This is a genomic window from Kitasatospora sp. NPDC048407 (genome assembly GCF_043200475.1).
In the GTDB taxonomy this organism is placed as follows: Bacteria; Actinomycetota; Actinomycetes; order Streptomycetales; family Streptomycetaceae; genus Kitasatospora.
Window position 1 is genome coordinate 186680 of the sequence record NZ_JBICXW010000009.1, and the last position, 24564, is coordinate 211243.

Annotated in this window: 23 protein-coding genes and 1 riboswitch; of the genes, 17 read left to right on the forward strand and 6 right to left on the reverse strand. The window is 71.2% G+C overall.

The window, feature by feature from the left end:
• Window positions 1-44 precede the first annotated feature (44 nt).
• The 3 genes from glyA to gcvT form a co-directional block, all read right to left on the reverse strand.
• Complete coding sequence (gene glyA / locus ACGFWJ_RS19010; RefSeq protein WP_387637114.1) at window positions 45-1313, reverse strand: serine hydroxymethyltransferase; 1269 nt, start codon at window positions 1311-1313, stop codon at window positions 45-47.
• A 16-nt stretch (window positions 1314-1329) separates the two neighbouring features.
• Window positions 1330-1704 (reverse strand): glycine cleavage system protein GcvH, encoded by a 375-nt coding sequence (gene gcvH / locus ACGFWJ_RS19015; protein WP_387637113.1) that lies wholly within the window; start codon window positions 1702-1704, stop codon window positions 1330-1332.
• A 102-nt stretch (window positions 1705-1806) separates the two neighbouring features.
• A complete protein-coding gene (gcvT, locus tag ACGFWJ_RS19020; RefSeq protein ID WP_387637110.1) occupies window positions 1807-2925 on the reverse strand; it encodes a glycine cleavage system aminomethyltransferase GcvT in 1119 nt (372 codons plus the stop codon).
• A 149-nt stretch (window positions 2926-3074) separates the two neighbouring features.
• A riboswitch (glycine riboswitch) is annotated at window positions 3075-3179 on the reverse strand.
• A 138-nt stretch (window positions 3180-3317) separates the two neighbouring features.
• Here gcvT and ACGFWJ_RS19025 point away from each other — a divergent pair.
• The 10 genes from ACGFWJ_RS19025 to ACGFWJ_RS19070 all read left to right on the forward strand — a co-directional run bounded on the left by ACGFWJ_RS19025 (window position 3318) and on the right by ACGFWJ_RS19070 (window position 14290).
• A complete protein-coding gene (locus tag ACGFWJ_RS19025) occupies window positions 3318-4085 on the forward strand; it encodes an enhanced serine sensitivity protein SseB (RefSeq protein ID WP_392950839.1) in 768 nt (255 codons plus the stop codon).
• A gap of 119 nt (window positions 4086-4204) precedes the next feature.
• Window positions 4205-5029, forward strand: a complete 825-nt coding sequence (locus tag ACGFWJ_RS19030) for an enhanced serine sensitivity protein SseB C-terminal domain-containing protein (protein ID WP_392950842.1) — start codon at window positions 4205-4207, stop codon at window positions 5027-5029.
• Window positions 5030-5576: 547 nt separating this feature from the next.
• A complete protein-coding gene (locus ACGFWJ_RS19035) occupies window positions 5577-6575 on the forward strand; it encodes an ABC transporter permease (protein WP_387637102.1) in 999 nt (332 codons plus the stop codon).
• Window positions 6576-6603: 28 nt separating this feature from the next.
• Window positions 6604-8370, forward strand: a complete 1767-nt coding sequence (locus tag ACGFWJ_RS19040; RefSeq protein ID WP_392950845.1) for an ABC transporter substrate-binding protein — start codon at window positions 6604-6606, stop codon at window positions 8368-8370.
• A 120-nt stretch (window positions 8371-8490) separates the two neighbouring features.
• Window positions 8491-9489 (forward strand): ABC transporter permease, encoded by a 999-nt coding sequence (locus ACGFWJ_RS19045; RefSeq protein ID WP_387637097.1) that lies wholly within the window; start codon window positions 8491-8493, stop codon window positions 9487-9489.
• Entirely contained in the window at window positions 9486-10550 is a 1065-nt protein-coding gene (locus ACGFWJ_RS19050) for an ABC transporter ATP-binding protein (RefSeq protein ID WP_387637095.1), read from the forward strand. The genes ACGFWJ_RS19045 and ACGFWJ_RS19050 overlap by 4 nt, the downstream gene beginning before the upstream one ends.
• Window positions 10551-10578: 28 nt before the next feature.
• Window positions 10579-11625, forward strand: coding sequence for an ABC transporter ATP-binding protein (locus tag ACGFWJ_RS19055; protein ID WP_387637093.1), 1047 nt, complete (start codon window positions 10579-10581; stop codon window positions 11623-11625).
• A 149-nt stretch (window positions 11626-11774) separates the two neighbouring features.
• A complete protein-coding gene (locus ACGFWJ_RS19060) occupies window positions 11775-12683 on the forward strand; it encodes a DUF6891 domain-containing protein (RefSeq protein WP_392950848.1) in 909 nt (302 codons plus the stop codon).
• Window positions 12684-12805: 122 nt separating this feature from the next.
• Window positions 12806-13585: a ferritin-like domain-containing protein gene (locus ACGFWJ_RS19065; protein ID WP_387637089.1), complete on the forward strand. Its 780-nt coding sequence runs from the start codon at window positions 12806-12808 to the stop codon at window positions 13583-13585.
• A gap of 45 nt (window positions 13586-13630) precedes the next feature.
• Window positions 13631-14290, forward strand: coding sequence for a trimeric intracellular cation channel family protein (locus tag ACGFWJ_RS19070; protein ID WP_392950850.1), 660 nt, complete (start codon window positions 13631-13633; stop codon window positions 14288-14290).
• A gap of 5 nt (window positions 14291-14295) precedes the next feature.
• Here the strand turns inward: ACGFWJ_RS19070 and ACGFWJ_RS19075 are convergent, their stop codons facing one another.
• Complete coding sequence (locus ACGFWJ_RS19075) at window positions 14296-15117, reverse strand: IclR family transcriptional regulator (protein WP_387637084.1); 822 nt, start codon at window positions 15115-15117, stop codon at window positions 14296-14298.
• Between the two features lie 103 nt (window positions 15118-15220).
• On the opposite strand from ACGFWJ_RS19075, the gene ACGFWJ_RS19080 reads away from it, so the two are divergent.
• The 4 genes from ACGFWJ_RS19080 to ACGFWJ_RS19095 all read left to right on the forward strand — a co-directional run bounded on the left by ACGFWJ_RS19080 (window position 15221) and on the right by ACGFWJ_RS19095 (window position 18980).
• Window positions 15221-16402 carry a cysteine desulfurase family protein gene (locus ACGFWJ_RS19080; protein WP_387637082.1) on the forward strand — a complete coding sequence of 394 codons (1182 nt, stop codon included), beginning with the start codon at window positions 15221-15223 and terminating at the stop codon, window positions 16400-16402.
• Window positions 16403-16557: 155 nt separating this feature from the next.
• Window positions 16558-17691 carry a tRNA 2-thiouridine(34) synthase MnmA gene (gene mnmA, locus ACGFWJ_RS19085; RefSeq protein ID WP_387637075.1) on the forward strand — a complete coding sequence of 378 codons (1134 nt, stop codon included), beginning with the start codon at window positions 16558-16560 and terminating at the stop codon, window positions 17689-17691.
• Between the two features lie 57 nt (window positions 17692-17748).
• On the forward strand, window positions 17749-18282 hold the full coding sequence (locus ACGFWJ_RS19090; RefSeq protein WP_392950853.1) for a TIGR00730 family Rossman fold protein: 534 nt from the start codon (window positions 17749-17751) through the stop codon (window positions 18280-18282).
• 8 nt (window positions 18283-18290) lie between these two features.
• Window positions 18291-18980, forward strand: coding sequence for an SDR family oxidoreductase (locus tag ACGFWJ_RS19095; protein WP_392950856.1), 690 nt, complete (start codon window positions 18291-18293; stop codon window positions 18978-18980).
• 5 nt (window positions 18981-18985) lie between these two features.
• On the opposite strand, the gene ACGFWJ_RS19100 is transcribed toward ACGFWJ_RS19095, so the two are convergent.
• Together ACGFWJ_RS19100 and ACGFWJ_RS19105 are read right to left on the reverse strand one after the other, a co-directional pair.
• Window positions 18986-19843, reverse strand: coding sequence for a phosphotransferase (locus ACGFWJ_RS19100; RefSeq protein ID WP_392950859.1), 858 nt, complete (start codon window positions 19841-19843; stop codon window positions 18986-18988).
• Between the two features lie 30 nt (window positions 19844-19873).
• Window positions 19874-20059, reverse strand: a complete 186-nt coding sequence (locus ACGFWJ_RS19105; protein WP_392950862.1) for a hypothetical protein — start codon at window positions 20057-20059, stop codon at window positions 19874-19876.
• Window positions 20060-20276: 217 nt separating this feature from the next.
• Between ACGFWJ_RS19105 and ACGFWJ_RS19110 the strand changes: the two genes are divergently transcribed.
• The 3 genes from ACGFWJ_RS19110 (at window position 20277) to ligA (ending at window position 24459) form a co-directional block, all read left to right on the forward strand.
• Window positions 20277-21089 (forward strand): alpha/beta fold hydrolase, encoded by an 813-nt coding sequence (locus ACGFWJ_RS19110; RefSeq protein WP_392950864.1) that lies wholly within the window; start codon window positions 20277-20279, stop codon window positions 21087-21089.
• A gap of 83 nt (window positions 21090-21172) precedes the next feature.
• On the forward strand, window positions 21173-22126 hold the full coding sequence (locus ACGFWJ_RS19115) for a methionine synthase (protein ID WP_392950977.1): 954 nt from the start codon (window positions 21173-21175) through the stop codon (window positions 22124-22126).
• Entirely contained in the window at window positions 22123-24459 is a 2337-nt protein-coding gene (gene ligA / locus ACGFWJ_RS19120) for an NAD-dependent DNA ligase LigA (protein WP_392950867.1), read from the forward strand. Before ACGFWJ_RS19115 ends, ligA begins: the two co-directional genes overlap by 4 nt.
• Window positions 24460-24564: the final 105 nt, after the last annotated feature.

Genomic DNA, 24564 nt, shown 5'->3' on the forward strand with positions numbered 1-24564 from the left:
GGGGTTCCGGGCGACCGCCAGGTGTCGGCGGTCACAGGGAGGGGTTACAGCTCGGGGTACAGCGGGTGCTTGGCGGCGAGCGCGGCGACCCGGGCCTTCAGCGACTCGGCCTTGGCGGCGTCGAAGCCCGGCTTGAGGGTCTCGCCGATGATGTCGGCGACCTCGCGGAAGTCCTCGGTGTCGAAGCCGCGGGTGGCGAGCGCCGGGGTGCCGATGCGCAGACCCGAGGTGACCATCGGCGGGCGAGGGTCGTTCGGGACGGCGTTGCGGTTGACGGTGATGCCGACCTCGTGCAGGCGGTCCTCGGCGTCCTGGCCGTTGAGCTCGCTGTTGCGCAGGTCGACGAGCACCAGGTGCACGTCGGTGCCGCCGGACAGGACGGAGACGCCGGAGGCGGTCACGTCGTCCTGGAGCAGGCGCTCGGCGAGGATCTTCGCGCCTTCCAGGGTGCGGCGCTGGCGGTCCTTGAACTCGTCGGTGGCCGCGACCTTGAAGGCCACCGCCTTGCCGGCGATCACGTGCTCCAGCGGGCCGCCCTGCTGGCCGGGGAAGACCGCCGAGTTGATCTTCTTGGCGAACTCGGCCTTGGACAGGATGACACCGCCGCGCGGGCCGCCCAGGGTCTTGTGGGTGGTGGTGGTGACCACGTCCGCGTACGGCACCGGGGAGGGGTGCAGTCCGGCGGCGACCAGGCCGGCGAAGTGCGCCATGTCGACCATCAGCAGGGCGCCGACCTCGTCCGCGATGCGGCGGAACTCGGCGAAGTCCAGCTGGCGGGGGTAGGCGGACCAGCCGGCGATGATCAGCTTGGGCTGGTGCTCCTTGGCGAGGCGCTCGACCTCGGCCATGTCGACCCGGCCGGTCTTCTCGTCGACGTGGTACGCGGCCACGTTGTAGAGCTTGCCGGAGAAGTTGATCTTCATGCCGTGGGTCAGGTGACCGCCGTGGGCCAGGTTCAGGCCCAGGATGGTGTCGCCCGGCTGGATCAGCGCGAACATCGCCGCGGCGTTCGCCTGCGCGCCGGAGTGCGGCTGCACGTTGGCGTGCTCGGCGCCGAACAGCTCCTTGACCCGGTCGATGGCGAGCTGCTCGACCACGTCGACGTGCTCGCAGCCGCCGTAGTAGCGGCGGCCGGGGTAGCCCTCGGCGTACTTGTTGGTGAGCACCGAGCCCTGGGCCTCCATGACCGCCACCGGGGCGAAGTTCTCGGAGGCGATCATTTCCAGGGTGGTCTGCTGGCGGTGCAGCTCGGCGTCGACCGCGGCGGCGATCTCCGGGTCGAGCGCGTGGAGGGACTGGTTGAGAACCGTCATGAGGGGGATCTCCCGGTCAGGCGCCGATGAGGGCGTCGTAGCCGTCGGCGTCGAGCAGCTCGTCGGTGGCCTCGACCCGGACCTTGAACAGCCAACCGCCCTCGAAGGGCTCCGAGTTGACCAGGGCCGGGTCGTCGATGACCTCCTGGTTGACCTCGGTGACCTCGCCGGTGGCGGGGGAGAAGAGGTCGCTGACCGACTTGGTGGACTCGAGCTCGCCACAGGTCTCACCGGCGGTGACGGTGTCACCGACATTGGGGAGCTGGACGTAGACGATGTCGCCGAGGGCGTCGGCCGCGTGCGCGGTGATGCCGATCGTCGACACCCCGTCCACGGCGGCGGTCAGCCACTCGTGCTCCTTGGTGTACTGCAGGTGCGTGGGGTTGCTCATGACGTCATTCTCCAGGATCGCAAGAGGGGCGGGCGCGGCCGTCCGCTGGGCGGACGAACCGGAAACGACTGCTGGGACAGCAGGTGAAGGGCTGAGCGAAGGTCAGCGGGCGCGCTTGTAGAACGGCAGCGCGACGACCTGGACCGGCTCGGCCTTGCCGCGCACGTCCACCGCGACGGTGCTGCCCGGCTCGGCGTGCGCGGCGTCCACGTACGCGATGGCGATCGGCTTGCCCAGGGTCGGGGACGGCGAACCGGAGGTGATCCGGCCGATCACGGCGCCCTCGGCGTCCACCACGGAGTACTCGGCGCGCGGGACGCGGCGGCCCTCGGAGACCAGGCCGACCAGCTTGCGGGGCGCCTTGGCCTCGGCCGCGGCGGCGGCCTCCTCCAGCGCCTTGCGGCCGACGAACTCACCGTTGTTGGTGGTCTTGTCGAAGCGCACCACCCGGCCGAGGCCGGCGTCGAACGGGGTCAGCTCGGTGGACAGCTCGTGCCCGTACAGCGGCATGCCGGCCTCCAGGCGCAGCGTGTCGCGGCAGGACAGGCCGCACGGGACCAGGCCCTCGGCGGTGCCGGCCTCGGTCAGCGCCGTCCACAGGTGCTCGGCGTCGGCGGGGGCGCAGAAGACCTCGAAGCCGTCCTCGCCGGTGTAGCCGGTGCGGGCCAGCCAGACCTGACGGTCCGCCACGGTGGCGGGCAGCAGCGCGTAGTACTTGAGGCCGGGCAGGTCGGCGTCGGTGAGCTTGGCCAGGATGCCGTTGGCCTCCGGGCCCTGGACGGCGAGCAGCGCGTAGGCGTCGCGGTCGTCGCGGACGGTGGCGTCGAAGCCGGCCGCGCGCTCGGTCAGGGCGTCCAGCACCACCTGGGCGTTGGAGGCGTTGGCGACGACCAGGTACTCGTTCTCCGCGGTGCGGTAGACGATCAGGTCGTCCAGGATGCCGCCGTCCTCGCGGCAGATCATGGTGTAGCGGGCGCGCAGCACGCCGAGCGCGGAGATGAAGCCGACCAGCGCGTGGTCGAGCAGCTCGCCGGCCTGCGGGCCGGAGACGGTGATCTCGCCCATGTGCGACAGGTCGAACAGGCCGGCCTTGGTGCGGACCGCGAGGTGCTCCTCGCGCTCGCTGCCGTAGCGCAGCGGCATGTCCCAGCCCGCGAAGTCGGTCATGGTGGCGCCGAGCGAGCGGTGCAGCGCGTCGAGTGCGGTGAGGCGGAGGGACACGGCAGGACTCCCGGGATCTGGAAACGGGCAGGCTGGGGCGAACCTCCCCGTCTGTCGTCGAACCTGAGAGCTTCACCGCCATCCGAAAGGATGGCGGTTTGCACCGTGGGTGGGCGCACGGCGCGGCCGTGTCCACTTTCCAGATCTGCCTCGCCCGGGCGGTTAGGGGGCCTGAGAGATTCCGGGGAGGACTTGCTCCTTCGGCGCCGGTCGCGACCTGGTGACGGTCGTTCCGGCTCTCCCGCGCGGGTTCGAGCGGCCGGTATGAAGTTTGGGCGGGCCCATCATGGCATGCCGGGACCCGCTGGTGGGAGTGGGGTTCGGCGGCGGCCGCCGCGGGGGACCCGTGCGCGCCGCTAACCTGATCGCAACCGTGAGTGTGGAGGGGCGAGATGAGCATCCCGCTGGGGCAGGTTCCGGAAGGCGGGAGCTGGCCGGCCAACGAGCTGGAGCAGGTGCTGATGGCGGCCCTGGGCGATCCGGGGGCGACACCCCGGGTGATCGAGGTGCTGGCCCGCAGCCAGGTGTGGATCCCGCTGCCGTCGGGCGCCGATCCGCAGTCCGGCGAACTCGACCTGCCGACCCTCGAACTGGCGGGCGCGCCCTACGTGCCGGTGTACAGCTCGCAGGAGCTGTACCTGCAGCACGTGCCGGGCATCCCGTTCGCGATCGCTCCGATGTGGGAGTTCGCCCGGGGGCTGCCGCTGGGCATCGGCATCGCGGTCAACCCCGAGGCGCCGGTGGGCATCCCGGTGCCGCCGGAGGGCGTGGGTGAGCTGCGGCGCGGGCCGCGCGGCGACCAGTGGGAGGCGCAGGGCGTCACCGAGGGCGCCAGGGTGGCGCTCAAGGAACCCGAGCCGCACCAGGAGCCGCTCGCCTTCCTGGCCGCCGCGACCGGCGAACTCGCCGCGCTGCCGGGCGTGTTGACGGCCCGCCGGGCGCTGGCCCGGGTGGAGGGCGAGTCGACCCTGCTGTACGTCGGCGTCCAGCTGGACCCGGCGGCCCCCGCCGACCCCGGCGACGTCAATCTGGCGCTCGGCCGGGCACTCGGAACCGCGGCGCCGAGCTGGGGCGTCCACCTGGTGCTGCTCGACCTGGTCGCCGACCCGGTGGTGGACTGGATGCTGGGGCGGGTACAGCCCTTCTACGTCAGACCGTGAATCCACCGGATGTCCGGGACGGCGGCATGACGGTTGTCGGGCGCGCCCCATAGGGTTGCCCCGGCACACCGCCGCGCGGTGGACGGGTGGACGAGGGAAGTCGAGAAAGAGGCGACGACGTGACGGGAGCAGCCGACGACCCGGGCGCGATCGAGCGTGCCCTCGCAGCGGTCGCACCGGAGCGCTGGGACGCGTACGAGGGGCTGCTGCGCGCCCTCGCGGGCGGTCAGGTCTGGATGCTGCTGTGGCACGGCAGCCAGGGCAGCCCGGACGCCCAGTACGGGAACATGGACGTCGGCGGGCACGGCTACGCGCCCTGCGTGACCTCCCCGGGGCAGCTGACGGCCAGTGGCTGGGCGCGCGGCCACGAGGTGGTGTCGGGGCCGGAGATCGCCGGCTCGCTGTACCGCTCCCGCTGGGGCCTGTGGCTGGACCCGCACCGCCCGGGCGGCGGCATCGGCGTACCGTGGGCCGACCTGCGGCGGATCGCCGTCGGCCTGGACCGGCTGCCGGCCGGGCCGCTGCGGATCTCCGAACCGGCCGGGCAGGCACCGCAGTTCTTCGCCGTGCTGGAGCAACAGGCCGCCGAGGTGCGCCCGTTGCGCTCGCTGCGCCGGGCCTGGGTGCAACCGGTGCTGGGCGAGCCGTACTTGGCGATCGGTCTGGACCTGTACGACACCTCGCCGCCGGCCGTGGAGGCCGCCCGGGCGCTGGTGCAGCGGGCCGCCGCGCACGCCCCCGAGGGGCCGGCCGTGTCGACCGTGATGATGGCCGACGAGTTCGACCCGGTGGCGATGTGGCTGTGGGCCAACGCCCGCCCGTTCTTCGACCGGCAGGGCCCGCCGCAGTCCTACACCACCGGTTTCGGTTACGCAGCGCAACCGCCGGCCGGGCCCGCGCCGGGCTGGCCGCAGCCCCAGTGGCCGGGATATCCGGGCCGCTGACCGTACCGCGACAGAACGCCGGAAGACCCCCGTACGAACCTTCTTTCGAAGGTCGGCGGGGGTTTTTCGCCGTCCGGCCCTCTACGCGCGCCACCACGGCGTCACCTGGCGTTTCCCCGCCACTGGCGGGGTGTCGTCAGTGTGCCCCTTGACGTGTGAGTGACGGCTGTGTGAAGAGCGATATGCCAGCGCAACGAAAGTGCATGCGAGCAGATCACAGTTAGGCATCCTTCGCCATGGGGGTCTTCCGTACGGCACATCCCATGACAGAGAGTGCTGCCCAATGCGGAGCGCGAGACGATCCTCACGAAGGTGAACGTGCCGCCGCCACAGCATGAACCGCACGATGCGCATCTCCGTGCGGCAGCACCATGCGCGCCGGGGCACTCCGCCCGGCGTCGAACGGCACCACCCCGCAACGCCCTGCTTGCCAAACGCACTTCTGCACCGCCGCAACGGCACCCGGCACCACCGCAACCGCTCTGCCTTCCGCACCAAACGCGACTCCGTGGGCCGGCCACCGTCGGCGAGGGGAACGAACTGACTCATGACCACACCCACCGAGACCTCGGGTCCGCCGGCCGGCGCGCAGCCTGACGGCGCGTCAAACTCCGAGCCGGCCAAGAAGATCGAGGGTCGCTCGCCGGGCCGCATCGCCTGGGACCGCCTCAAGCGCGACAAGATCGCGCTGGCCGGCGGTGTCGTGGTGATCCTGCTGGTGCTCGCGGCGATCTTCGCGCCGGTGCTCACCTCGCTGTTCGGACACCCGCCGAACGAGCCGCACGCCGACCAGATCAACCCCGATCTCGGCCTGCCCAAGGGCGCGTTCGGCGGCATGAGCAGCGACTTCCTGCTGGGCGTCGACCCGGTGTTCGGCCGCGACGTGTTCTCCCGCGTCCTCTACGGCGCGCGGATCTCCATGCTGGTGGCGCTCGGCGCGGCCGTGCTGTCGGTCGGCATCGGCGTGGTCATGGGCGTCACGGCCGGCTACTTCGGCGGCTGGGTGGACGCGTTCATCAGCCGGATCATGGACATCCTGCTGGCCTTCCCGCAGCTGCTGTTCAGCATCGCGCTGGTGTCGGTGATGCCGACCTCGGCGTTCGGCATCCCGGACGAGTGGCTGCGCCCGCTCATCCTGGTCTTCGTCATCGGCTTCTTCGGCTGGCCCTACATCGGACGCATCGTCAGAGGCCAGGCCATGTCGCTGCGCGAGCGGGAGTTCGTGGACGCCGCCCGCAGCCTCGGTGCCGGCCGCACCCACATTCTGTTCCGCGAACTTCTGCCCAACCTGGTGGCGCCGATCCTGGTCTACGCGACCCTGATCATCCCCACCAACATCCTGAACGAGGCGGCGCTCAGCTTCCTCGGGGCCGGCGTCCGCCCGCCCACCGCCTCCTGGGGACAGATGCTCTCCGAGGCGGTCCGGATCTACGAGGCGGATCCCACCTACATGGTGGTCCCCGGCATCGCCATCTTCATCACCGTGCTCGCCTTCAACCTGTTCGGCGACGGCCTGCGCGACGCGCTCGACCCCAAGGGCAACTGAGCCCGCAACCCTGGAGGTTCCCAAACCCATGAAGCGAAACAGGACGCTCGCGGTCGCAGCCCTCGCGGCCACCCTCGCGCTCACCGCCACCGCCTGCGGCGGCAGCAAGGGCGGCGGCAGCGGCGACAACAAGGGCAACGCTGCGGCGGGCTTCAACGCGGCCGTCGACAAGGTGGTGAACGCCTCGGACAAGAAGGGCGGCACCCTCAACATGTGGACCACCACCGACGTGGACTCGCTCGACCCCGGTCGCGCGTACTACGCCTCGGTGTGGAACTTCGAGCGCTTCTACACCCGCACCCTGCTGGCCTTCGACGGCAAGCCGGGCAAGGAAGGCCTGAAGCTGGTCCCCGACCTGGCCGCCGCCCAGCCGGAGATCTCCGCGGACGGCAAGACCTACACCTTCAAGATGAAGCCCGGCCTGAAGTTCGAGGACGGCTCGGTCATCACCTCGAAGGACATCAAGTACGGCGTCGAGCGCATCTTCGCGCAGGACGTCATCTCCGGTGGCCCGACCTACCTGATCAACGAGCTCGACCAGGGCCAGAACTACAAGGGCCCCTACACCGACTCGGACCCGAACAAGCTGGGCCTGAAGTCGGTCACCACCCCGGACGACAACACCATCGTCTTCTCGCTGGCCAAGCCCAACTCGGACTTCCCGTACCTGCTGGCCATGGGCTCCGCAGCCCCGGTCCCGCAGAAGCTGGACACCGGCTCGCAGTACGGCCAGAAGCCGGTCTCCTCCGGCCCCTACAAGTTCAAGTCGGCCGAGGCCGGCAAGAGCTACGAGCTGGTCCGCAACGAGAACTGGGACCCGGCCTCCGACCCGTTCCGCAAGGCGCTGCCGGACGTCGTCAAGCTGACCGTCACCACCAACGCCGACGACATGGACACCCAGCTGCTGGCGAACACCGCCGACCTCGACTGGGCCCAGACCGGCCTGTCGCAGGCCGCGCAGGTCAAGGTCCTGCAGGACCAGGCGCTCAAGGCCAACACGGACGACCCGTACAACGGCTTCATCCGCTACATCAGCCTCGTCCCGGCGGTCGCCCCGTTCGACAACCAGCACTGCCGCAACGCGGTGCTGTACGCGGCCGACACCACCGCCCTGCAGACCGCCCGCGGCGGCTCGGTGGCCGGCTCGATCTACGGCTCGATGCTGCCCCCGAACATCCTCGGCTCGGACGACTACGACCCGTTCAAGCTGACCCAGGGCAAGCCGAATGTCGAGAAGGCCAAGGAAGAGCTGAAGGCCTGCGGCAAGCCGGAAGGCTTCAAGACCAACATCGCGGTCCGTGGCAACAAGCCGAAGGAGGTCAACTCCGCGGTGGCGCTGCAGACCGCCCTCAAGGCCGTCAACATCGACGTCACGGTCCAGCAGTACGACGGCAAGCTGATCGCCTCCGAGATCGGCGCGCCCGACGTCGTCAAGACCAAGGGCTACGGCCTGATCGTGATGGGCTGGGGCGCCGACTTCCCGACCGGCTCCGGCTACCTGCAGCCGCTGATGGACGGTCGCTTCATCCCGAGCAACGGCAACAGCAACTACTCCGAGATCAACGACCCGGAGATCAACAGCTGGTTCGACCAGGCCGCCGCGATGACCGACCCGGCCAAGGCCGCCGAGCTGTACAAGAAGATCAACCACAAGGTTGTCGACGGCGCCTACTACCTGCCGATCGTCGCCGACAAGGCCCTGAACTGGCGCAACCCGCGCCTGACCAACGTCTACATCACCGACGCGTTCGGCGAGGTGGACTTCCAGGCCCTCGGCGTCTCCGACGGCAAGTGACCTGACCTTCCCCCTTTAGTTCGCACCGCTAGTCCGAAGGGCAGGTGAAGGCCCTGCCCGGGCCGGCCGGGGGCACCCCCACAGGGGAACCCCGGCCGGCCCGTGGCAGGGCCGACCGCAGTGCTCGTGTATCTCTTCAGGCGACTGATCAACGTCGTCCTCATGCTGCTGGTGGTCGCTGCGGTGACCTTCGGCATCTTCTTCATGGTGCCCAAGCTCACCGGAACCGACCCCGCGCTGCTCTACGTGGGCAAGATCGCGGACAAGGTGGCCGTCGAGGGTATCCGCCACAAGATGGGCCTCGACAAGTCGATCGTCGAACAGTTCTGGCTCTTCCTGAAGGGCATCGTCGTCGGCCGCGACTACAACGCGGGTACCGACGTGACCCACTGCTACGCCCCCTGCCTGGGCTACTCGTTCAAGACCGAGCGCGAAGTCTGGCCGGTACTGCTCGACCGGGTCGGCGTGGACTTCTCGCTCGCCGCCGGCGCCTCGGTCCTGTGGCTGGTGTTCGGCACGGCCACCGGCGTCGTCTCAGCGCTGCGCCGCGGCACCGCGCTGGACCGCATCTCGATGTCGGTCGCGCTGGCCGGCGTCTCGCTGCCGATGTACTTCACCGGCCTGGTCTCGCTCGCGATCTTCGTCGGCCAACTCGGCTGGTTCCCACGCACGTACACCGACTTCACGGCCGATCCGGTGGCCTGGTTCCAGGGGCTGGTACTGCCCTGGGTCACCCTGGCCTTCCTGTTCGCGGCGACCTACGCGCGACTCAGTCGGGCCACCCTGCTGGACGTGCTCGGCGAGGACTACATCCGCACCGCGCGCGCCAAGGGCCTCAAGGAACCCGTGGTCATCGGCAAGCACGCCATGCGCTCCACGCTGACGCCGATCCTGACCATCTTCGGTATGGACCTCGGCGGCCTGCTCGGTGGCGCCGTGCTCACCGAGAACACCTTCAACCTGCGCGGGCTCGGCTACGAGGCGGTCCAGTCGATCTCCTCCAGCGACCTGCCGGTGATCATGGGCGTGACGCTCTTCGCCGCGTTCTTCATCGTGATGGCCAATCTCCTGGTTGACCTGCTGTACGCCGTCGTCGATCCCCGGGTGAAGCTGGCATGAGCAACATGGACAAGCCCCTCCAGGCAGACAAGCCCTTCCTTTCGGTTCGCGACCTGAAGGTGCACTTCCCGACCGACGACGGACTGGTCAAGTCCGTCAACGGCCTGAGCTTCGACCTGGAGCGCGGGAAGACCCTCGGCATCGTCGGCGAGTCCGGCTCCGGAAAGTCCGTCACCTCGCTGTCGATCATGGGCCTGCACCGCACCGGCACCAAGCGCGGCGCCCCGCAGATCTCCGGCGAGATCTGGCTGGACGGCCAGGAGTTGGTCTCCGCCGACCCGGACGAGGTGCGCAAGCTCCGCGGCCACAAGATGGCGATGATCTTCCAGGACCCGCTGACCGCGATGCACCCGTACTACTCGGTCGGCGCCCAGATCATCGAGGGCTACCGGGCCCACCACCCCGGCACCTCCAAGAAGGTGGCCCGCACCCGGGCGATCGAGATGCTCGACCGGGTCGGCATCCCGCAGCCCGACAAGCGGGTCGACAACTACCCGCACGAGTTCTCCGGCGGTATGCGCCAGCGCGCCATGATCGCCATGGCCCTGGTCAACGACCCCTCGCTGCTGATCGCCGACGAGCCGACCACCGCCCTGGACGTCACCGTCCAGGCGCAGATCCTCGACCTGATCCGGGACCTGCAGAAGGAGTTCGGCTCCGCCGTCATCATCATCACGCACGACCTGGGCGTGGTTGCCGAGATCGCCGACGACATCCTGGTCATGTACGGCGGCAAGCCCGTCGAGCGCGGCCCCGCCGACACCATCTTCGAAGCCCCCGAGCACCCCTACACCTGGGGCCTGCTCGGCTCGATGCCCCGCCTCGACCGGGAGCTCCAGGACCGGCTGATCCCGGTCAAGGGCACCCCGCCGAGCCTGATCAACGTGCCGTCCGGCTGCGCGTTCCACCCGCGCTGCCCGTACGCCGAGCTCACCGGCGGCCGCTCCACCAGCGAGGTGCCCGTGCTGGCCGAGGCCGCCCCCCGGCACTTCGCCGCCTGCCACCTGCCGGTCGCCGAACGCCACCGGATCTTCACCGAAGAGATCGCGCCCCGGCTGTGAGCACGTACCACCCACTTGGAGACAACCGATGACGGACAGCCAGACGGCGGCCCCGCAGGCCGCGAAGGTGCCCGCCCAGGCACCCGGCCAGGACCGTGAACCCCTGCTGCGGGTCACCGGACTGACCCGGCACTTCCCGGTCACCAAGGGCCTGCTGAAGCGTCAGGTCGGCGCGGTGCGCGCGGTCGACGGCATCGACTTCGAGGTCATGCCCGGCGAGACGCTCGGCGTGGTCGGCGAGTCCGGCTGCGGCAAGTCCACCATGGGACGCCTGGTCACCCGACTCGACGAACCCACCGGCGGGAAGATCGAGTTCGAGGGCGCCGACATCACCCACCTGGGAGTCTCGGCGATGCGGCCTTACCGCCGCGACATCCAGATGATCTTCCAGGACCCGTACTCCTCGCTGAACCCCCGGCACACCATCGGCACCATCGTCGGTGCGCCGTTCCGGCTCCAGAACGTCCAGACCGAGCACGGCGTCAAGAAGGCCGTCCAGGACCTGCTGGAACTGTGCGGCCTCAGCCCCGAGCACTACAACCGCTACCCGCACGAATTCTCCGGCGGCCAGCGCCAGCGCATCGGCATCGCCCGCGCGCTCGCCCTCCGCCCGAAGATGATCGTCGCGGACGAGCCGGTCTCGGCGCTGGACGTCTCCATCCAGGCCCAGGTGGTCAACCTGCTGGACGACCTCCAGAAGGAACTCGGCCTGACCTACCTGATCATCGCGCACGACCTCTCGGTGGTCCGGCACGTCTCCGACCGGGTCGCCGTGATGTACCTCGGCAAGGTGGTGGAGATCGCCGACCGCGACTCCCTGTACGCCAAGCCGATGCACCCCTACACCAACGCCCTGATGTCCGCGGTGCCGGTTCCGGACCCGAAGCGCAAGGAGCGGCGCGAGCGGATCCTGCTCACCGGCGACGTCCCGTCGCCGCTCAACCCGCCGTCGGGGTGCCGGTTCCGCACCCGGTGCTGGAAGGCGCAGGACATCTGCGCGAGCCAGGAGCCCCCGCTCAGTGCTGCGCGGGCCGGGCACCAGGTGGCTTGCCACTTCCCGGAGAACGCCGAGTAGTTCGCTGTCCGAGGTCCGCCCGTGGAGGGGAGTTCTCTCCGCGGGCGGACCTTGCCGTTTACGGGGGGCGTTCGCGCAGTTCCGGGGGAACCCCCGGCGCCCCTGGCGGGGCGCGGGAATTGACGGTGCCGGCTGGGAGGATGGCGGGCATGCTTGAGATTGCGGTGCGGGACCGGACGGATGCGGTCCGGGTGCGGGTGTCGGAGGGCGAACTCCTCGACATGGTGCGGGACATGGGGGAATGGCCGGACTCCGTCCTGGTGCTGCAACGGGTGCCCGACCTGCCGCACACGTATGCGCAGGCGTGTCCGGAGTACGGGGCGTGGACGGTGGAGTACCGGGCGGGGAGCCCTGCGCGGCACTACGGGACCCAGGTGGGCGACGTGGAGCAGGTCGCCGCGCTGCTGCTCGGGTGGGCCCGGGAGGACGAAGGCTGGGGGGTCGGGGTCGCATGGGAGCGGATCGAGTTCGAAGTCCCGGAGCCCGCGCCGCTGGAGCTGTCCGCGCAGGACGAGGCGACCGTGGTCGACGAGGTCCGGCGGCTGCTGGTGGCGGGCTATGCGACCCGCGCGCAGGCGACCGAGGTCGCGGAGGAGTGCCTGGTCGACAAGGACTCCCGTCCGGTGACGAAGGAGCAGGCGAAGCAGCTGGTCGACCGGATGTGGCTGGAGCGGGTCGCCGAGCAGCGGTCGTGGGTGGGGGAGACCGACCCGGAGCGGGTGGCCAAGGCGTTCGCCGCGCTGGAAGCGACCGGCATCACGGCGCGGGAGAACTTCACCTGCTGCCGCAATTGCGGCAACGGGGAGATCTGGGCGGAGAACCCGGAGGCGCGCGGCTTCGTGTACTTCCACTCCCAGTGCACCGAGGGCGTGGCGTCCGGTGGGGACCTGTGGCTGCTGTACGGCGGTTTCGACGACTCGGCGGACACCACGGCGGCGGTCGGCCGGGAGGTCGTCGCGGCGCTGGAGGAGTGCGGCCTGGGGGTGAGTTGGGACGGCAGCCCGGACGACGCGATCCGGGTCACCGGCCTGGACTGGCGGCGCCGGCTGGTCGGGTAGTCCGAGTCGGCACGGCTTTCGTTCGTCCGGCGCAGTGCGGGGCGTGAGCTGTTGCCCGGGTGGTGGGGGTGCCTTGAGCTGGACCGGAATGTTCCGGCTCCCGTGCGAGGGGTAGGTCCACCATGCTGTCGGCCCGCAGTCTGTTCCAGGAGATCCACGACGACGACCGGGCGTTCCGGCTGTTCTGCTCGATCGCGGCCAAGGGGGAGGACCAGGGCGGCTGGGAGAACGGCCGGATCGCCCGGCTGGTGCCCGACCAGGAGTTGGCACCGAAGGTGGCCCGGCACGGAGCGGACGAGGACAAGCACGGGCGGATCTTCAAGGCGCTGATGCACAAGCGGGGACTGGATCCGGCCGAAGTCCCGGACGAGACCGACTACACGATGATCCTGGAACGGCAGGGCATCGGCCTGGCGCACGCCCGGCTGCGCCGGGACGAGCCGTTGTCCGAGCAGGACGTGATCACGTACCTGGCGCACAGCCGGGTGACCGAGCAGCGGGCGTCCGAGCAGATGCGGATGCTGAAGCGGATCTTCGGCGAGCACCCCGAGGTGGGCCGGGCGGTGCGGATGATCTCCAACGACGAGGACAACCACCTGGCCTTCTGCCACGAGGAGTTGCTGCGGCTCGCGTACCGCGGGCACGGCCGGTCGATCCTGGACACCCTGCAGGACACCGCGCGGGCGGAGATCCGCACCTACCGGGACGTCAGCCTTGCGGTGATGGCGCACATGGGGGAGCTGCTGCGCTGGCCGCGGGCGAAGTCGGCGGCGCTGGCGGCGGGCATCCACACGGTGTACGGGTACGAACGGGCGGGCGGGTGGCGGCGGATGACCACGCTGCGGATGCCGGCCAAGCTGAACGCGCTGGGCGGGCCGGCGCCGCACGAGTCGTTCGCCTGACCGCCCGGCGAACGGCGCCGGTCGGTCGGCATGGACACTGACCAGGTGAGCTCCGAGATCTTCCCGCACGACGTCCAGCAGGTCCTCGACCTGGTGGGCATCTTCGTCTTCGCACTGTCCGGCGGCCTGATGGCGGTCCGCAAGAACATGGACATCTTCGGCATCTGTGTCCTGGCCGAGGCCACCGCGCTCGGCGGCGGTGTGCTGCGGGACTTGATGATCGGGGCGCTGCCGGTGGCCGCGTTCACCAACGCCGGTTATTTCGCGACCCCGCTGGTGGCGGGGCTGGTGGTGTTCTTCCTGCACCCGGAGGTGGAGCGGATCACCCGGTCGGTGATGGTGCTGGACGCGGCGGGCCTCGGACTGTTCGCCGTCACCGGCACCATCAAGGCGCACGACTACGGGCTGGGCGCGGTCCCCTCGGTGGCCTGCGGGATGCTGACCGCGGCGGGCGGCGGCGTGGTGCGCGACGTGCTGGCGATGGAGCCGCCCTCGCTGCTGCGCTGGGACCGGGAGATCTACGCGGTGCCGGCGCTGGTCGGCGCGGCGATCACGGCGATCCTGATCGCCGTCGGCCAACTCGCCCCGGTGAACGCCGCGCTGGCGGCGGTGGCCGCCTTCACGATGCGGCTGCTGGCGCTCAAGTACGGCTGGCGGGCGCCGCGGGCCTGGCACCGCAACGGTTCGCGGGCCGGTGAGGAGTAAGGCCCTCAGCTGCGTGCGGCGCGCACCTCGTGCTTGGCGCCGCAGCGGTTCTCGCACCAGCGGGGGGTGGGGGAGCCGCCGTAGGCCAGCGAGATCGCCTCGACCGTGCAGAGCAGTTCCGGCAGCAGTTTGCTGAGTTCGACGACCGAGGCGACCTGCACCGGGGCGGAGATCGAGCAGGCGGCGATCGCGGTGCCCTCGGTGCCGGCGATCGGGGCGGCGATGCAGTTCACCGACGGGTGGTACTCGGCCTGGTCGACGGCCCAGCCGCGCCGCCGCACCTCGACCAGCTCGGCCCGCAGTTGCTCCGGGTCGCTGATCGACTGCGGGGTGCGGGCCGGGAATTCGGCCTCGGCGAGGTAGGCGGTGAGCCGGTCGGCGGGCAGGTCGGCCAGCAGCACCTTGCCGGCCGCGGTGGCCGCGGCGGGGGCGCGCCGGCCGATCCGGCTGTCCTCGCCGAGCCAGCTGCGGCCGGGGTCCGGGTACTTGGCGTCCACCTTGTCCAGGTAGAGCACCTCGTCGCCCTCCAGGACCGACAGGTGGACGGTGTGCCCGTAGCGCTCGTTGAGCACCGCCAGGTAGGGGGCGGCGACCTGGCGGATGTCGATGCCCTCGAGGGCCTGGTGGGCGAGCGCGAACAGCCGGCCGCCGAGCCGGTAGCGGTGGTCGGACTGCCGGGTGACGAAGCCGTGTTCCTGCAGGGTGCGCAGCAGCCGCAGGGCGGTGGACTTGTGCACGCCGATCCGGGCGGCGGCCTGCTCCAGCGAGGCCGGGCCCTCGCCGAGCGAGGCCAGGATGGTCAGCGCGCGGTCGACCGTCTGGGACACGGCCCTCCCCCTCTCACAGCGGCGTGGCCGGAACGCTAACGGCGCGTTGCAGAGGGTGCAATGGCCAAATCGTGACCTGCGGGCCGCCTACACTGGACCCGCTATGGCTTACCTCGACCACGCCGCCACCACCCCGATGCTGCCCGAGGCGATCGCCGCGATGACGGCGCAGTTCGGGACCGTCGGCAACGCTTCCTCCCTGCACACCGCCGGGCGGCGGGCCCGCCGGGTGATCGAGGAGTCCCGGGAGTCGCTGGGCGAGTCGCTGGGCGCGCGGCCCAGCGAGATCGTGCTCACCGCGGGCGGCACCGAATCCGACAACCTGGCGGTCAAGGGCCTGTACTGGGCCCGGCTGGCCGCCGACCCGGCCCGCCGCCGGGTGCTGAGCAGCCCGGTCGAGCACCACGCGGTGCTGGACGCGGTGCACTGGCTGGCCGAGCACGAGGGCGCCGAGGTCGAGTACCTGCCGGTGGACGAGGTCGGCCGGGTGCGCCCGGAGGCGCTGCGCGAGGCGATCGAGCGGGCGCCGGAGACGGTCGCGCTGGTCACCGTGATGTGGGCCAACAACGAGGTCGGCACCGTCCAGCCGGTACGCGAACTCGCGGCCGTCGCCGCGGAGTTCGGGATCCCGATGCATGCGGACGCGGTGCAGGCGCTGGGCCAGGTCCCGGTGTCCTTCGCCGACTCCGGGCTGACGGCGCTCACCGTCACCAGCCACAAGATCGGCGGCCCGTACGGGGTCGGCGCGCTGCTGCTGTCCCGCTCCGCGACGCCCGTTCCGCTGCTGCACGGCGGCGGCCAGGAGCGCGACGTCCGCTCCGGGACGCTGGACGTGCCCGGCGCGGCCGGGTTCGCGGTGGCGGCCGAGCTGGCCGTCGAGCGGCAGCCCGAGTACGCGGCGGGTGTCGGCATGCTGCGTGACGACCTGGTCGCGGTGGTCCGGGCGGCCGCGCCCGAGGCGCTGCTGAACGGCGACCCGGACCCGGCGGGCCGGCTGCCCGCGAACGCGCACTTCTCCTTCCCCGGCTGCGAGGGCGACGCGCTGCTGATGCTGCTGGACGCGGCCGGTGTGGAGTGCTCCACCGGTTCGGCCTGTTCGGCGGGCGTCCCGCAGCCCAGCCACGTGCTGCTGGCGATGGGCGTGGCCCCCGAACTCGCCCGCGCCTCGCTGCGGTTCTCGCTCGGCCACACCTCCACCCGGGCGGACGTCGAGGCGCTGGCCGCCGCGCTGCCCGGAGCGGTGGAGCGGGCCCGCCGGGCCGGTCTGGTGCGGGCCGGTCGCTGACCGGATCTGTTCTGTAGCGGAACGATCTGCTGTGGAGCCGACCGTCCGGCGAGCCGCCCGTCCTGGTGTCGAACTGACCGTCCGGCGAGCCGCCCGTCCTGGTGTCGAACTGACCGTCCGGCGAGCCGCCCGGCCACCGTTAGGCTGGACTCCTTATGACTGACTTCCCCGGCGCCCCGACCACCCCGTCCACCGGCCGACTGCGCGTGCTCGCCGCGATGTCCGGCGGCGTCGACTCCGCCGTCGCCGCCGCCCGGGCCGTCGAAGCCGGCCACGAGGTGACCGGCGTCCACCTGGCGCTCGCCAGCAACCCGCAGTCCTTCCGCACCGGCGCGCGCGGCTGCTGCACCCTGGAGGACTCCCGGGACGCCCGCCGCGCCGCCGACGTGATCGGCATCCCGTTCTACGTCTGGGACTTGGCGGAACGCTTCCGCGAGGACGTGATCGAGGACTTCGTCGCCGAGTACGCCGCCGGGCGCACCCCCAACCCGTGCCTGCGCTGCAACGAGAAGATCAAGTTCGCCGCGCTGCTCGACAAGGCGATCGCACTCGGCTTCGACGCCGTCTGCACCGGCCACTACGCCCGGATCGTCGACCTGCCCGACGGCACCCGCGAACTCCACCGGGCCGTCGACGGCGCCAAGGACCAGTCGTACGTGCTCGGCGTGCTCGACGCCGACCAGCTCGCCCACTCGCTGTTCCCGCTCGGCGACACCACCAAGGACGTCATCCGCGAAGAGGCCGACCGGCGCGGCCTCGCCGTCGCCAAGAAGCCCGACAGCCACGACATCTGCTTCATCACCGACGGCGACACCCAGGGCTTCCTCGCCGAACGCCTCGGCACCGCCACCGGCGACATCCTCGACACCGACGGCACCAAGCTCGGCGAACACGACGGCGCCTACGGCTTCACCATCGGCCAGCGCAAGGGCCTCCGCCTCGGCCGCCCCGCCGCCGACGGCAAGCCCCGCTACGTCCTCGACATCTCGCCGGTCAACAACACCGTCACCGTCGGCCCCGCCAGCGGCCTCGACGTGCACGCCCTCACCGCCATCCGCCCCCGCTGGTGCGGCACCCCCGCGAGCGGCGAAGGCCGCTATACCGCGCAGCTCCGCGCCCACGGCGAAGAGGTGCCGGTGACGGCGGTGATGACCGGCGACGAGCTGCACGTCCGCCTCGACACCCCCGCCCGCGGCATCGCGCCCGGGCAGGCCGTGGTGCTGTACGACGGCACCCGGGTGGTCGGCTCGGCGACCATCGCGAGCACCGAACGGGCCGTCGAGGCCTAGCCGGTCGTTAACCGGGTTGACCCGGGCGTGGCGGGCGGTGATAGACCTGGTTGCACTATGAACATCACGGTCTTCTGTTCGGCGAACCTGCTCGATGCCAAGTACACCGCTCCGGCGGCGGAGTTCGCCCGGCTGCTCGGGGCCGGTGGGCACACGCTGGTGTGGGGCGGGTCGCACACCGGGCTGATGGGGCTGCTGGCCGACGAGGTACAGCAGGCCGGGGGTCGGCTGGTCGGGGTGTCGGTGGAGTTCCTGCGGCACAAGGCGTACGAAGGCGCCGACGAGCTGGTGGTGACGCCCGATCTGGCCACGCGGAAGGCCGAGTTGCTGGCGCGCGGGGACGCGGTGGTGGTGCTGGTCGGCGGGCTCGGGACGCTGGACGAGGTCACCGAGGTGCTGGAGCTGAAGAAGCACGGGCGGCACGACAAGCCGATCGTGTTCCTCGACACCGAGGGGTTCTACGCCGGGACGCGGACCCAGCTCGAGCGGATGGACAGCGAAGGGTTCCTGCCGCGTCCGCTCGCCGAGCTGGTGAGTTTCGCGCAGACTCCCGCCGAAGCCCTCGCCCACGCCACCGCCAAGCAGAACTGAGGAATCCCATGGGTGTCCACCTGATCACCGGCGCCGGCTCCGGCATCGGCTCCGCCGTCGCCGACAAGCTCACCGCCCGCGGCGAAGAGGTCTGGCTGCTCGCCCGGGACGCGCGCCGCGCCGCCCAGTTGCGCGAGCGCTACCCCGAGGCGCGGACGCTGGTCGGCGACCTCGACGACCCGGCCAAGCTGTCCTGGGCGTTCGGCCACCAGGCGCTGCCCGTCGAACTCGACTCGCTGCTGCACATCGCCGGCGTGGTCGAACTCGGCACCGTCGGCGAGACCCCCGTCAAGGCGTGGCAGCAGCAGCTGAACGTCAACACCGTCGCGCCCGCCGAGATCACCCGCCTGCTGCTCCCCTCGCTGCGCCTCGCGCGCGGACACGTGGTGTTCGTCAACTCCGGCGCCGGCCTGCGCGCCGACCCCACCTGGGGCTCGTACGCGGCCAGCAAGTTCGCGGTCCGCGCGGTCGCCGACGCGCTGCGGCAGGAGGAGCACGCCAACGGGGTCCGGGTCACCACCGTCTACCCCGGGCGGACGGCCACCGCGATGCAGGTGAAGGTGCACCAGCAGGAGGGCAAGGAGTACGACCCCTCGAAGTGGATCGCGCCGGAGTCGGTCGCCACCGCGATCCTCGCCGCCCTCGACCTGCCGCGCGACGCGGAGATCACCGAGATCACAGTCCGCCCCGGCCAGTAGGGCGGTCACCCCAGGCGGTGGCGGAGCCAGGCCAGGCCGTGGGCACCGAGCGCGTCGGCGCGCAGCGTCCACAGCCCGGTGAGGGTCGCGACGAACGCAGTGACGGCCCCCGGTGAGGCTGCGCGCCACATCGACACGCCGTCGGCCCATCGTTCCGCGTTCTCGGGTGTGTGCCCCGCCTGGATCAGCCGGACGACCAGGTACGCCGTGTCGACCCAGGCCGCGCCGGGTGCGGGGAACGCCCAGTCGACGACCCGGACCGTGTCGCCGTCCACCAGGAGATTGGGGCCGGTGAGGTCGGTGTGGACGAGAGTCCCGCCGTCGATCAGGGCCGGCGCTTCGTGTTCGGCCCCGATCAACGTGCTCAACCGCTCCACGGCCCACGCGTCGAGCCGGTCCCGGTGCCGCTCGTCGAGCGTGTGCCAGAAGTCCTGGCCGGACCACCGGTCGGCGAGCCGCAGAGTTCGTAGCGGCGGAGCCGGGGTCAGCGTCTCGGCGAGGTTCTCCAGTGTTCGGGCGATCAGTGGCAGATCGGCCGATCCGGGGGACAGGTCTGCGTGCCGCCCGGGCGCGCGTTCGAACCCGAGGGCCAGCCACCCGGCGGCCTCGACCGTCCACAGCAGGCGGGGGCCAGTGCCGGGCGGGAGGACGGTGTTGACGGCCGATTCCAGGCGGTGCATCCACGCCTTGGCGTTGTCCTCCCGGACCGCTTTGCAGAACACCGGCCCCCCGGCCGCGTCCAGTAGCGCGGAGAAGTCGGAGACGGTCCCGGCGGTCGGCGGCGTCGCGCGGGCAACCGGGCCGGTCCGTCCCTCGATTCCGCTTCGCAGTTCGGACGGCAGTTGGTGCCAGGCGTAGCCCACGGGAGTCCTCCGGAGTGCGGCCCGCCCCGGTCAAGTCGCGAGCGGAGCGGGCCGGTTGGTCGGTCGCCAACTGCTGTGGCAACCGCGATGGCACTGGCTGCAACTGCCGCTCCCGCTGGTGTCGCTGCCGTCGCCCCCGCTGCCCTCGAAGCAGTCGGCGGACATGGCCCACAGCTCGCCGTCCACGGCGAAGCCGCTGGCCTCGATGACGGCCACCCAAGGTGATCGCTCGCCATGCGTGCGACAGTACGCCGCTGCACGGTGTCCAACCAGAACGGCCAGCAGACGGCGCCTCCGCCGCCCTCGACCTGCCGCGCGACGCGGCGATCACCGAGATCACGGTGCGCCCCGGCCAGTAGCCGGGGGAGCGCGGCTGGGGTCCACTGGAGGGGCGGGGCCGTGGTCGCGGCTCCACCAGGTGAGGAGCGGTCGCATGCCTCTGGCCCGGGTGAACGGTGTCGGCCTGTACTACGAGCTGGCGGGGGACGGCGATCCGCTGGTGCTGGTGCACGGGTCCTGGACCGACCACGGCACCTGGGGTGCTGTGGTGCCCGACCTCGCCGAGCGGTACCGCGTGCTGGCATACGACCGGCGGGGGCACAGCCGGAGCGAACGCCCCGCCGGGCAGGGGACGCGGACCGAGGACGAGCAGGATCTCGCCGCGCTGATCGAGACGTTCGACCTGGCACCGGCGCACGTGGCCGGCAACTCCTTCGGGGCCTCGACGGCGCTGGGCCTGGCGGCGAGGCGTCCTGAGCTGTTCCGGAGCCTGGTGGCGCATGAGCCCCCGCTGATGGGGATCGTGGGGGAGGACCCGGAGCTTGGGCCGCTGATGCGGGCCATGGGGGAGAAGCTGGAATCCGTCCGGGAGCATCTGCGTGCGGGCGAGAACCTCGCGGGCGCCGAGCAGTTCGTCGAGGAGGTCGCTCTCGGCCCCGGGAACTGGGAGCAGCTCCCGGACTGGCTCCGGGACACCCTGGTCACCAACGCCCCCACCTTTCTCGACGAACTGGCCGATCCCGCTTGGCTGTTCCTCGACCTCGCCGGGCTGTCCGGCTACACCGGCCCCGCCCTGCTGACCAACGGCACCGAGAGCCCGCCGTGGTTCCCGGCCATCATCTCCCGGCTCGGCGAGGCGCTGCCCCGGGCCGAGGTCAGGACGCTGGAGGGAACCGGCCACGTCCCGCACGTCTCGCACCCCGAGGACTACCTGCGCAGCCTGACCGGCTTCCTCGATGCCGTCTGAGGGCGAGGCTGCGTAGGCTCTGTCCCGTGACTGACGTGGACGTTTTCGGAGAGCTGGCCGGGGCCGCGACCGGGGTGGGGTCGATGCCCGGCGGGGATGTGCGGGACATGGTCCGGGGGGTGATGGCCGAGCTGGAACAGCTGCCGCACCTGCCGGAGCTGCCCGGGCGCGGGCCCGGGGCCGACATGATCGGGCGCGGGGCGGGCCTGCTGACCGAGCTGTTCGTGCAGACCGAGCCGAGTGGGTGGCGGTTCACCGACCACCCCGGGCGGGACACCAAGCGGGCCCGGTCCTGGCTGGGCGAGGACCTGGACGCGCTGGAGGAGTACACCCAGGGCTATCAGGGGCTGCTGAAGATCCAGGCGGTCGGGCCGTGGACGCTGGCCGGGTCGATCGAGCTGCGGCACGGCGAGAAGGCGCTCAGCGACCCCGGCGCCTGCCGGGACATCGCGGAGTCGCTGACCGAGGGCCTGCGCCGTCACCTGGAGGACGTCCGCCGCCGGGTGCCGGACGCGACGATCGTGCTGCAGCTGGACGAGCCGCTGCTGCCCGCCGTCCTCGCCGGTTCGGTGAAGACCGCCAGCGGCTTCCAGCGGCTGCGCGCGATCGACCGCCAACTCGCCGAGCAGGCGCTGCGCGAGGTGATCCGGGGCGTGGAAACGCCGGTGCTGGTGCACAGTTGCGCGCCGAAGGTGCCGATTCCCTTGCTGCGCCGGGCCGGTGCGGCCGGGATCAGCCTGGACTTCTCGTTCCTGACGGAGCGTGACGACGACGACCTGGGCGAGGCGGTCGAGGGCGGGACGCTGATCCTCGCCGGTGTGGTGCCCTCCACCGACGCCGAATCGTCAGACCCGGCCGGTAGTGTCCAGGGTGTCAGGACGTTGTGGCGCAGGCTCGGGCTGGCCCCGGAGCTGTTGGGCCGCCGGGTGGTGGTGACGCCGACGTGCGGGCTCGCGGGGGCGTCCCCGGTGTACGCGCGGCGGGCGCTGGCCTCGGCGGTGCGGGCGGCACGGAGCCTGGTGGACAACCCGGAGTGACGAGCGAGGAGGACGGCGCGGTGGCGGCTGTGGAGGGCTGGGAGGAGATCCCGGCGGAGGTGCGGACCCGGCACGCCGAACTGGCGACCGAGATCGAGGAGCACCGGGCCCGGTACTACGAGTTGGACGCGCCGACCGTCAGCGACGCCGAATTCGACCGGCTGATGCGCGAGTTGGAGTCGCTGGAGGCCGAGCACCCGGCGCTGGTGACGCCCGACTCGCCGACCCAGAAGGTTGGTGGCGCGCCGGCCGTGCTGTTCGCGCCGGTCGAGCACCGGGAGCGGCTGCTCAGCCTCGACAACGCGATGGACGCCGAGGAGTTGGCGGCCTGGGCCGAGCGGGTCGCCACCGAACTGTCCGGCATCGAGTACCACTACCTGTGCGAACTGAAGGTCGACGGCCTGGCCGTCAACCTGACGTACGAGAACGGGGCGCTGGTGCAGGCCGCGACCCGCGGCGACGGCCGGGTCGGCGAGGACATCACCGCCAACGTCCGCACCATCAAGGAGATCCCGCACCGCCTGCGCGGCGACAACATCCCCGCGCTGGTGGAGATCCGCGGCGAGGTGTACTTCCCCACCGAGGAGTTCGACGCGCTGAACGCCTCCTTCGCCGAGGAGAACGAGCGCCGTCGGCAGGAGAACGAGGAGCGCGCCAAGGAGGGCAAGCGGCCGCGGGCGATGATCCGGCTGTTCATGAACCCGCGCAACGCCGCCGCCGGATCGCTGCGGCAGAAGGACCCGCTGGTCACCGCCGCCCGCCCGCTGCGGATGGTGGTGCACGGCATCGGCGCCCGGGTCGGCTTCGACATCGACAACCAGTCGCACGCCTACCAGCTGCTGCACGACTGGGGCCTGCCGACGGCGAAGCACAACAAGGTGGTCGGCTCGCTCGAGGAAGTGCGGGCGTTCATCAAGTACTTCGGCGAGCAGCGGCACTCCGTCGAGCACGAGATCGACGGCGTGGTGGTCAAGGTCGACGAGATCGCCCTGCAGGGCCGGCTCGGCTCCACCTCCAAGTCGCCGCGCTGGGCGATCGCCTGGAAGTACCCGCCGGAGGAGGTCACCGGCAAGCTCGCCGAGATCAAGATCGGCATCGGCCGCACCGGCCGGGCCACCCCGTACGCGGTGCTGGCCGAGCCGGTGAAGGTGGCCGGCTCGATGGTGCAGTACGCGACGCTGCACAACCAGCAGATCGTCAAGGCCAAGGACGTGCTGCTCGGCGACACCATCGTGCTGCGCAAGGCCGGTGACGTGATCCCGGAGATCCTCGGCCCGGTCTACGACCTGCGCGACGGCAGCGAGCGGGCGTTCGAGATGCCCACGCACTGCCCGGAGTGCGGCGGCGAGCTGCGCCCGATGTCCGAGGGCGACATCGACCTGCGCTGCCCGAACGCGCAGCACTGCCCGGCGCAGATCCGCGAGCGGATCGCGTTCCTCGGCGGCCGCCAGTGCCTGGACATCGAGGGCCTCGGCTACGTCGCGGCCACCGCGCTCACCCAGCCGCTGGAGCCCGCCGACCCGCCGGTCAAGGACGAGGGCGACATCTTCGGCCTGACCGAGGGGCAGCTGCTGCCGATCAAGGTGCTGGTGCGCGACCCGAAGACCGGCATGCCCAAGCCGGACGACAAGACCGGCAAGGAGAAGCGGACGTCCTTCTTCGCCACCACCGCCGGCGCCCCGAAGAAGAACACCGGTGTTCTGCTGGACAACCTGGACAAGGCCAAGGACCGCCCGCTGTGGCGCTTCCTGAACGGACTGTCGATCCGCCACGTCGGCCCGGTGGCCGCGCAGGAACTGGCCCGCGAATTCCGTGACCTGGACCGGATCTTCGCCGCCGACGAGACCGAACTCGCCGCCGTCGAGGGCGTCGGGCCGACCATCGCCAAGGCCATCAAGGAGTGGTACGCGGAGGAGTGGCACCGCGAGATCCTCCGCAAGTGGCGCGACGCCGGCGTGCGGTTCACCGAGGAGGCCGACGAGGAGCAGGGCGAACGCCCGCTGGAGGGGCTGACGTTGGTGGTCACCGGCACTCTCGCCGGGCACACCCGGGACGGCGCGAAGGAGGCGCTGGCCTCGCGCGGCGCGAAGGTGACCGGATCGGTGTCGAAGAAGACCCACTTCGTGGTGGTCGGCGACAACCCCGGCTCCAAGTACGACAAGGCGGTGCAGCTCGGCGTCCCGGTGCTGGACGACGCCGGGTTCGCGGTGCTGCTGGAGCAGGGCGCGGACGCCGCCCGCAAGCACCTCGGGCTGGACGTCGAAGGGGGCGGCGCGGAGGACGAGGCCGGTGGGGAAAATGCCGGAGAAGTACCGGAGGAGCAGGTTTCCTGACAGGTCGTTACCGTCCTGATGCCGCGTCAGCCGGGTGTTCGGGAGCGAAATCGGGCATTGTGTCATCGAGCAGCGCGCGGATATGACGTCGCGCTCGGAGGTGAC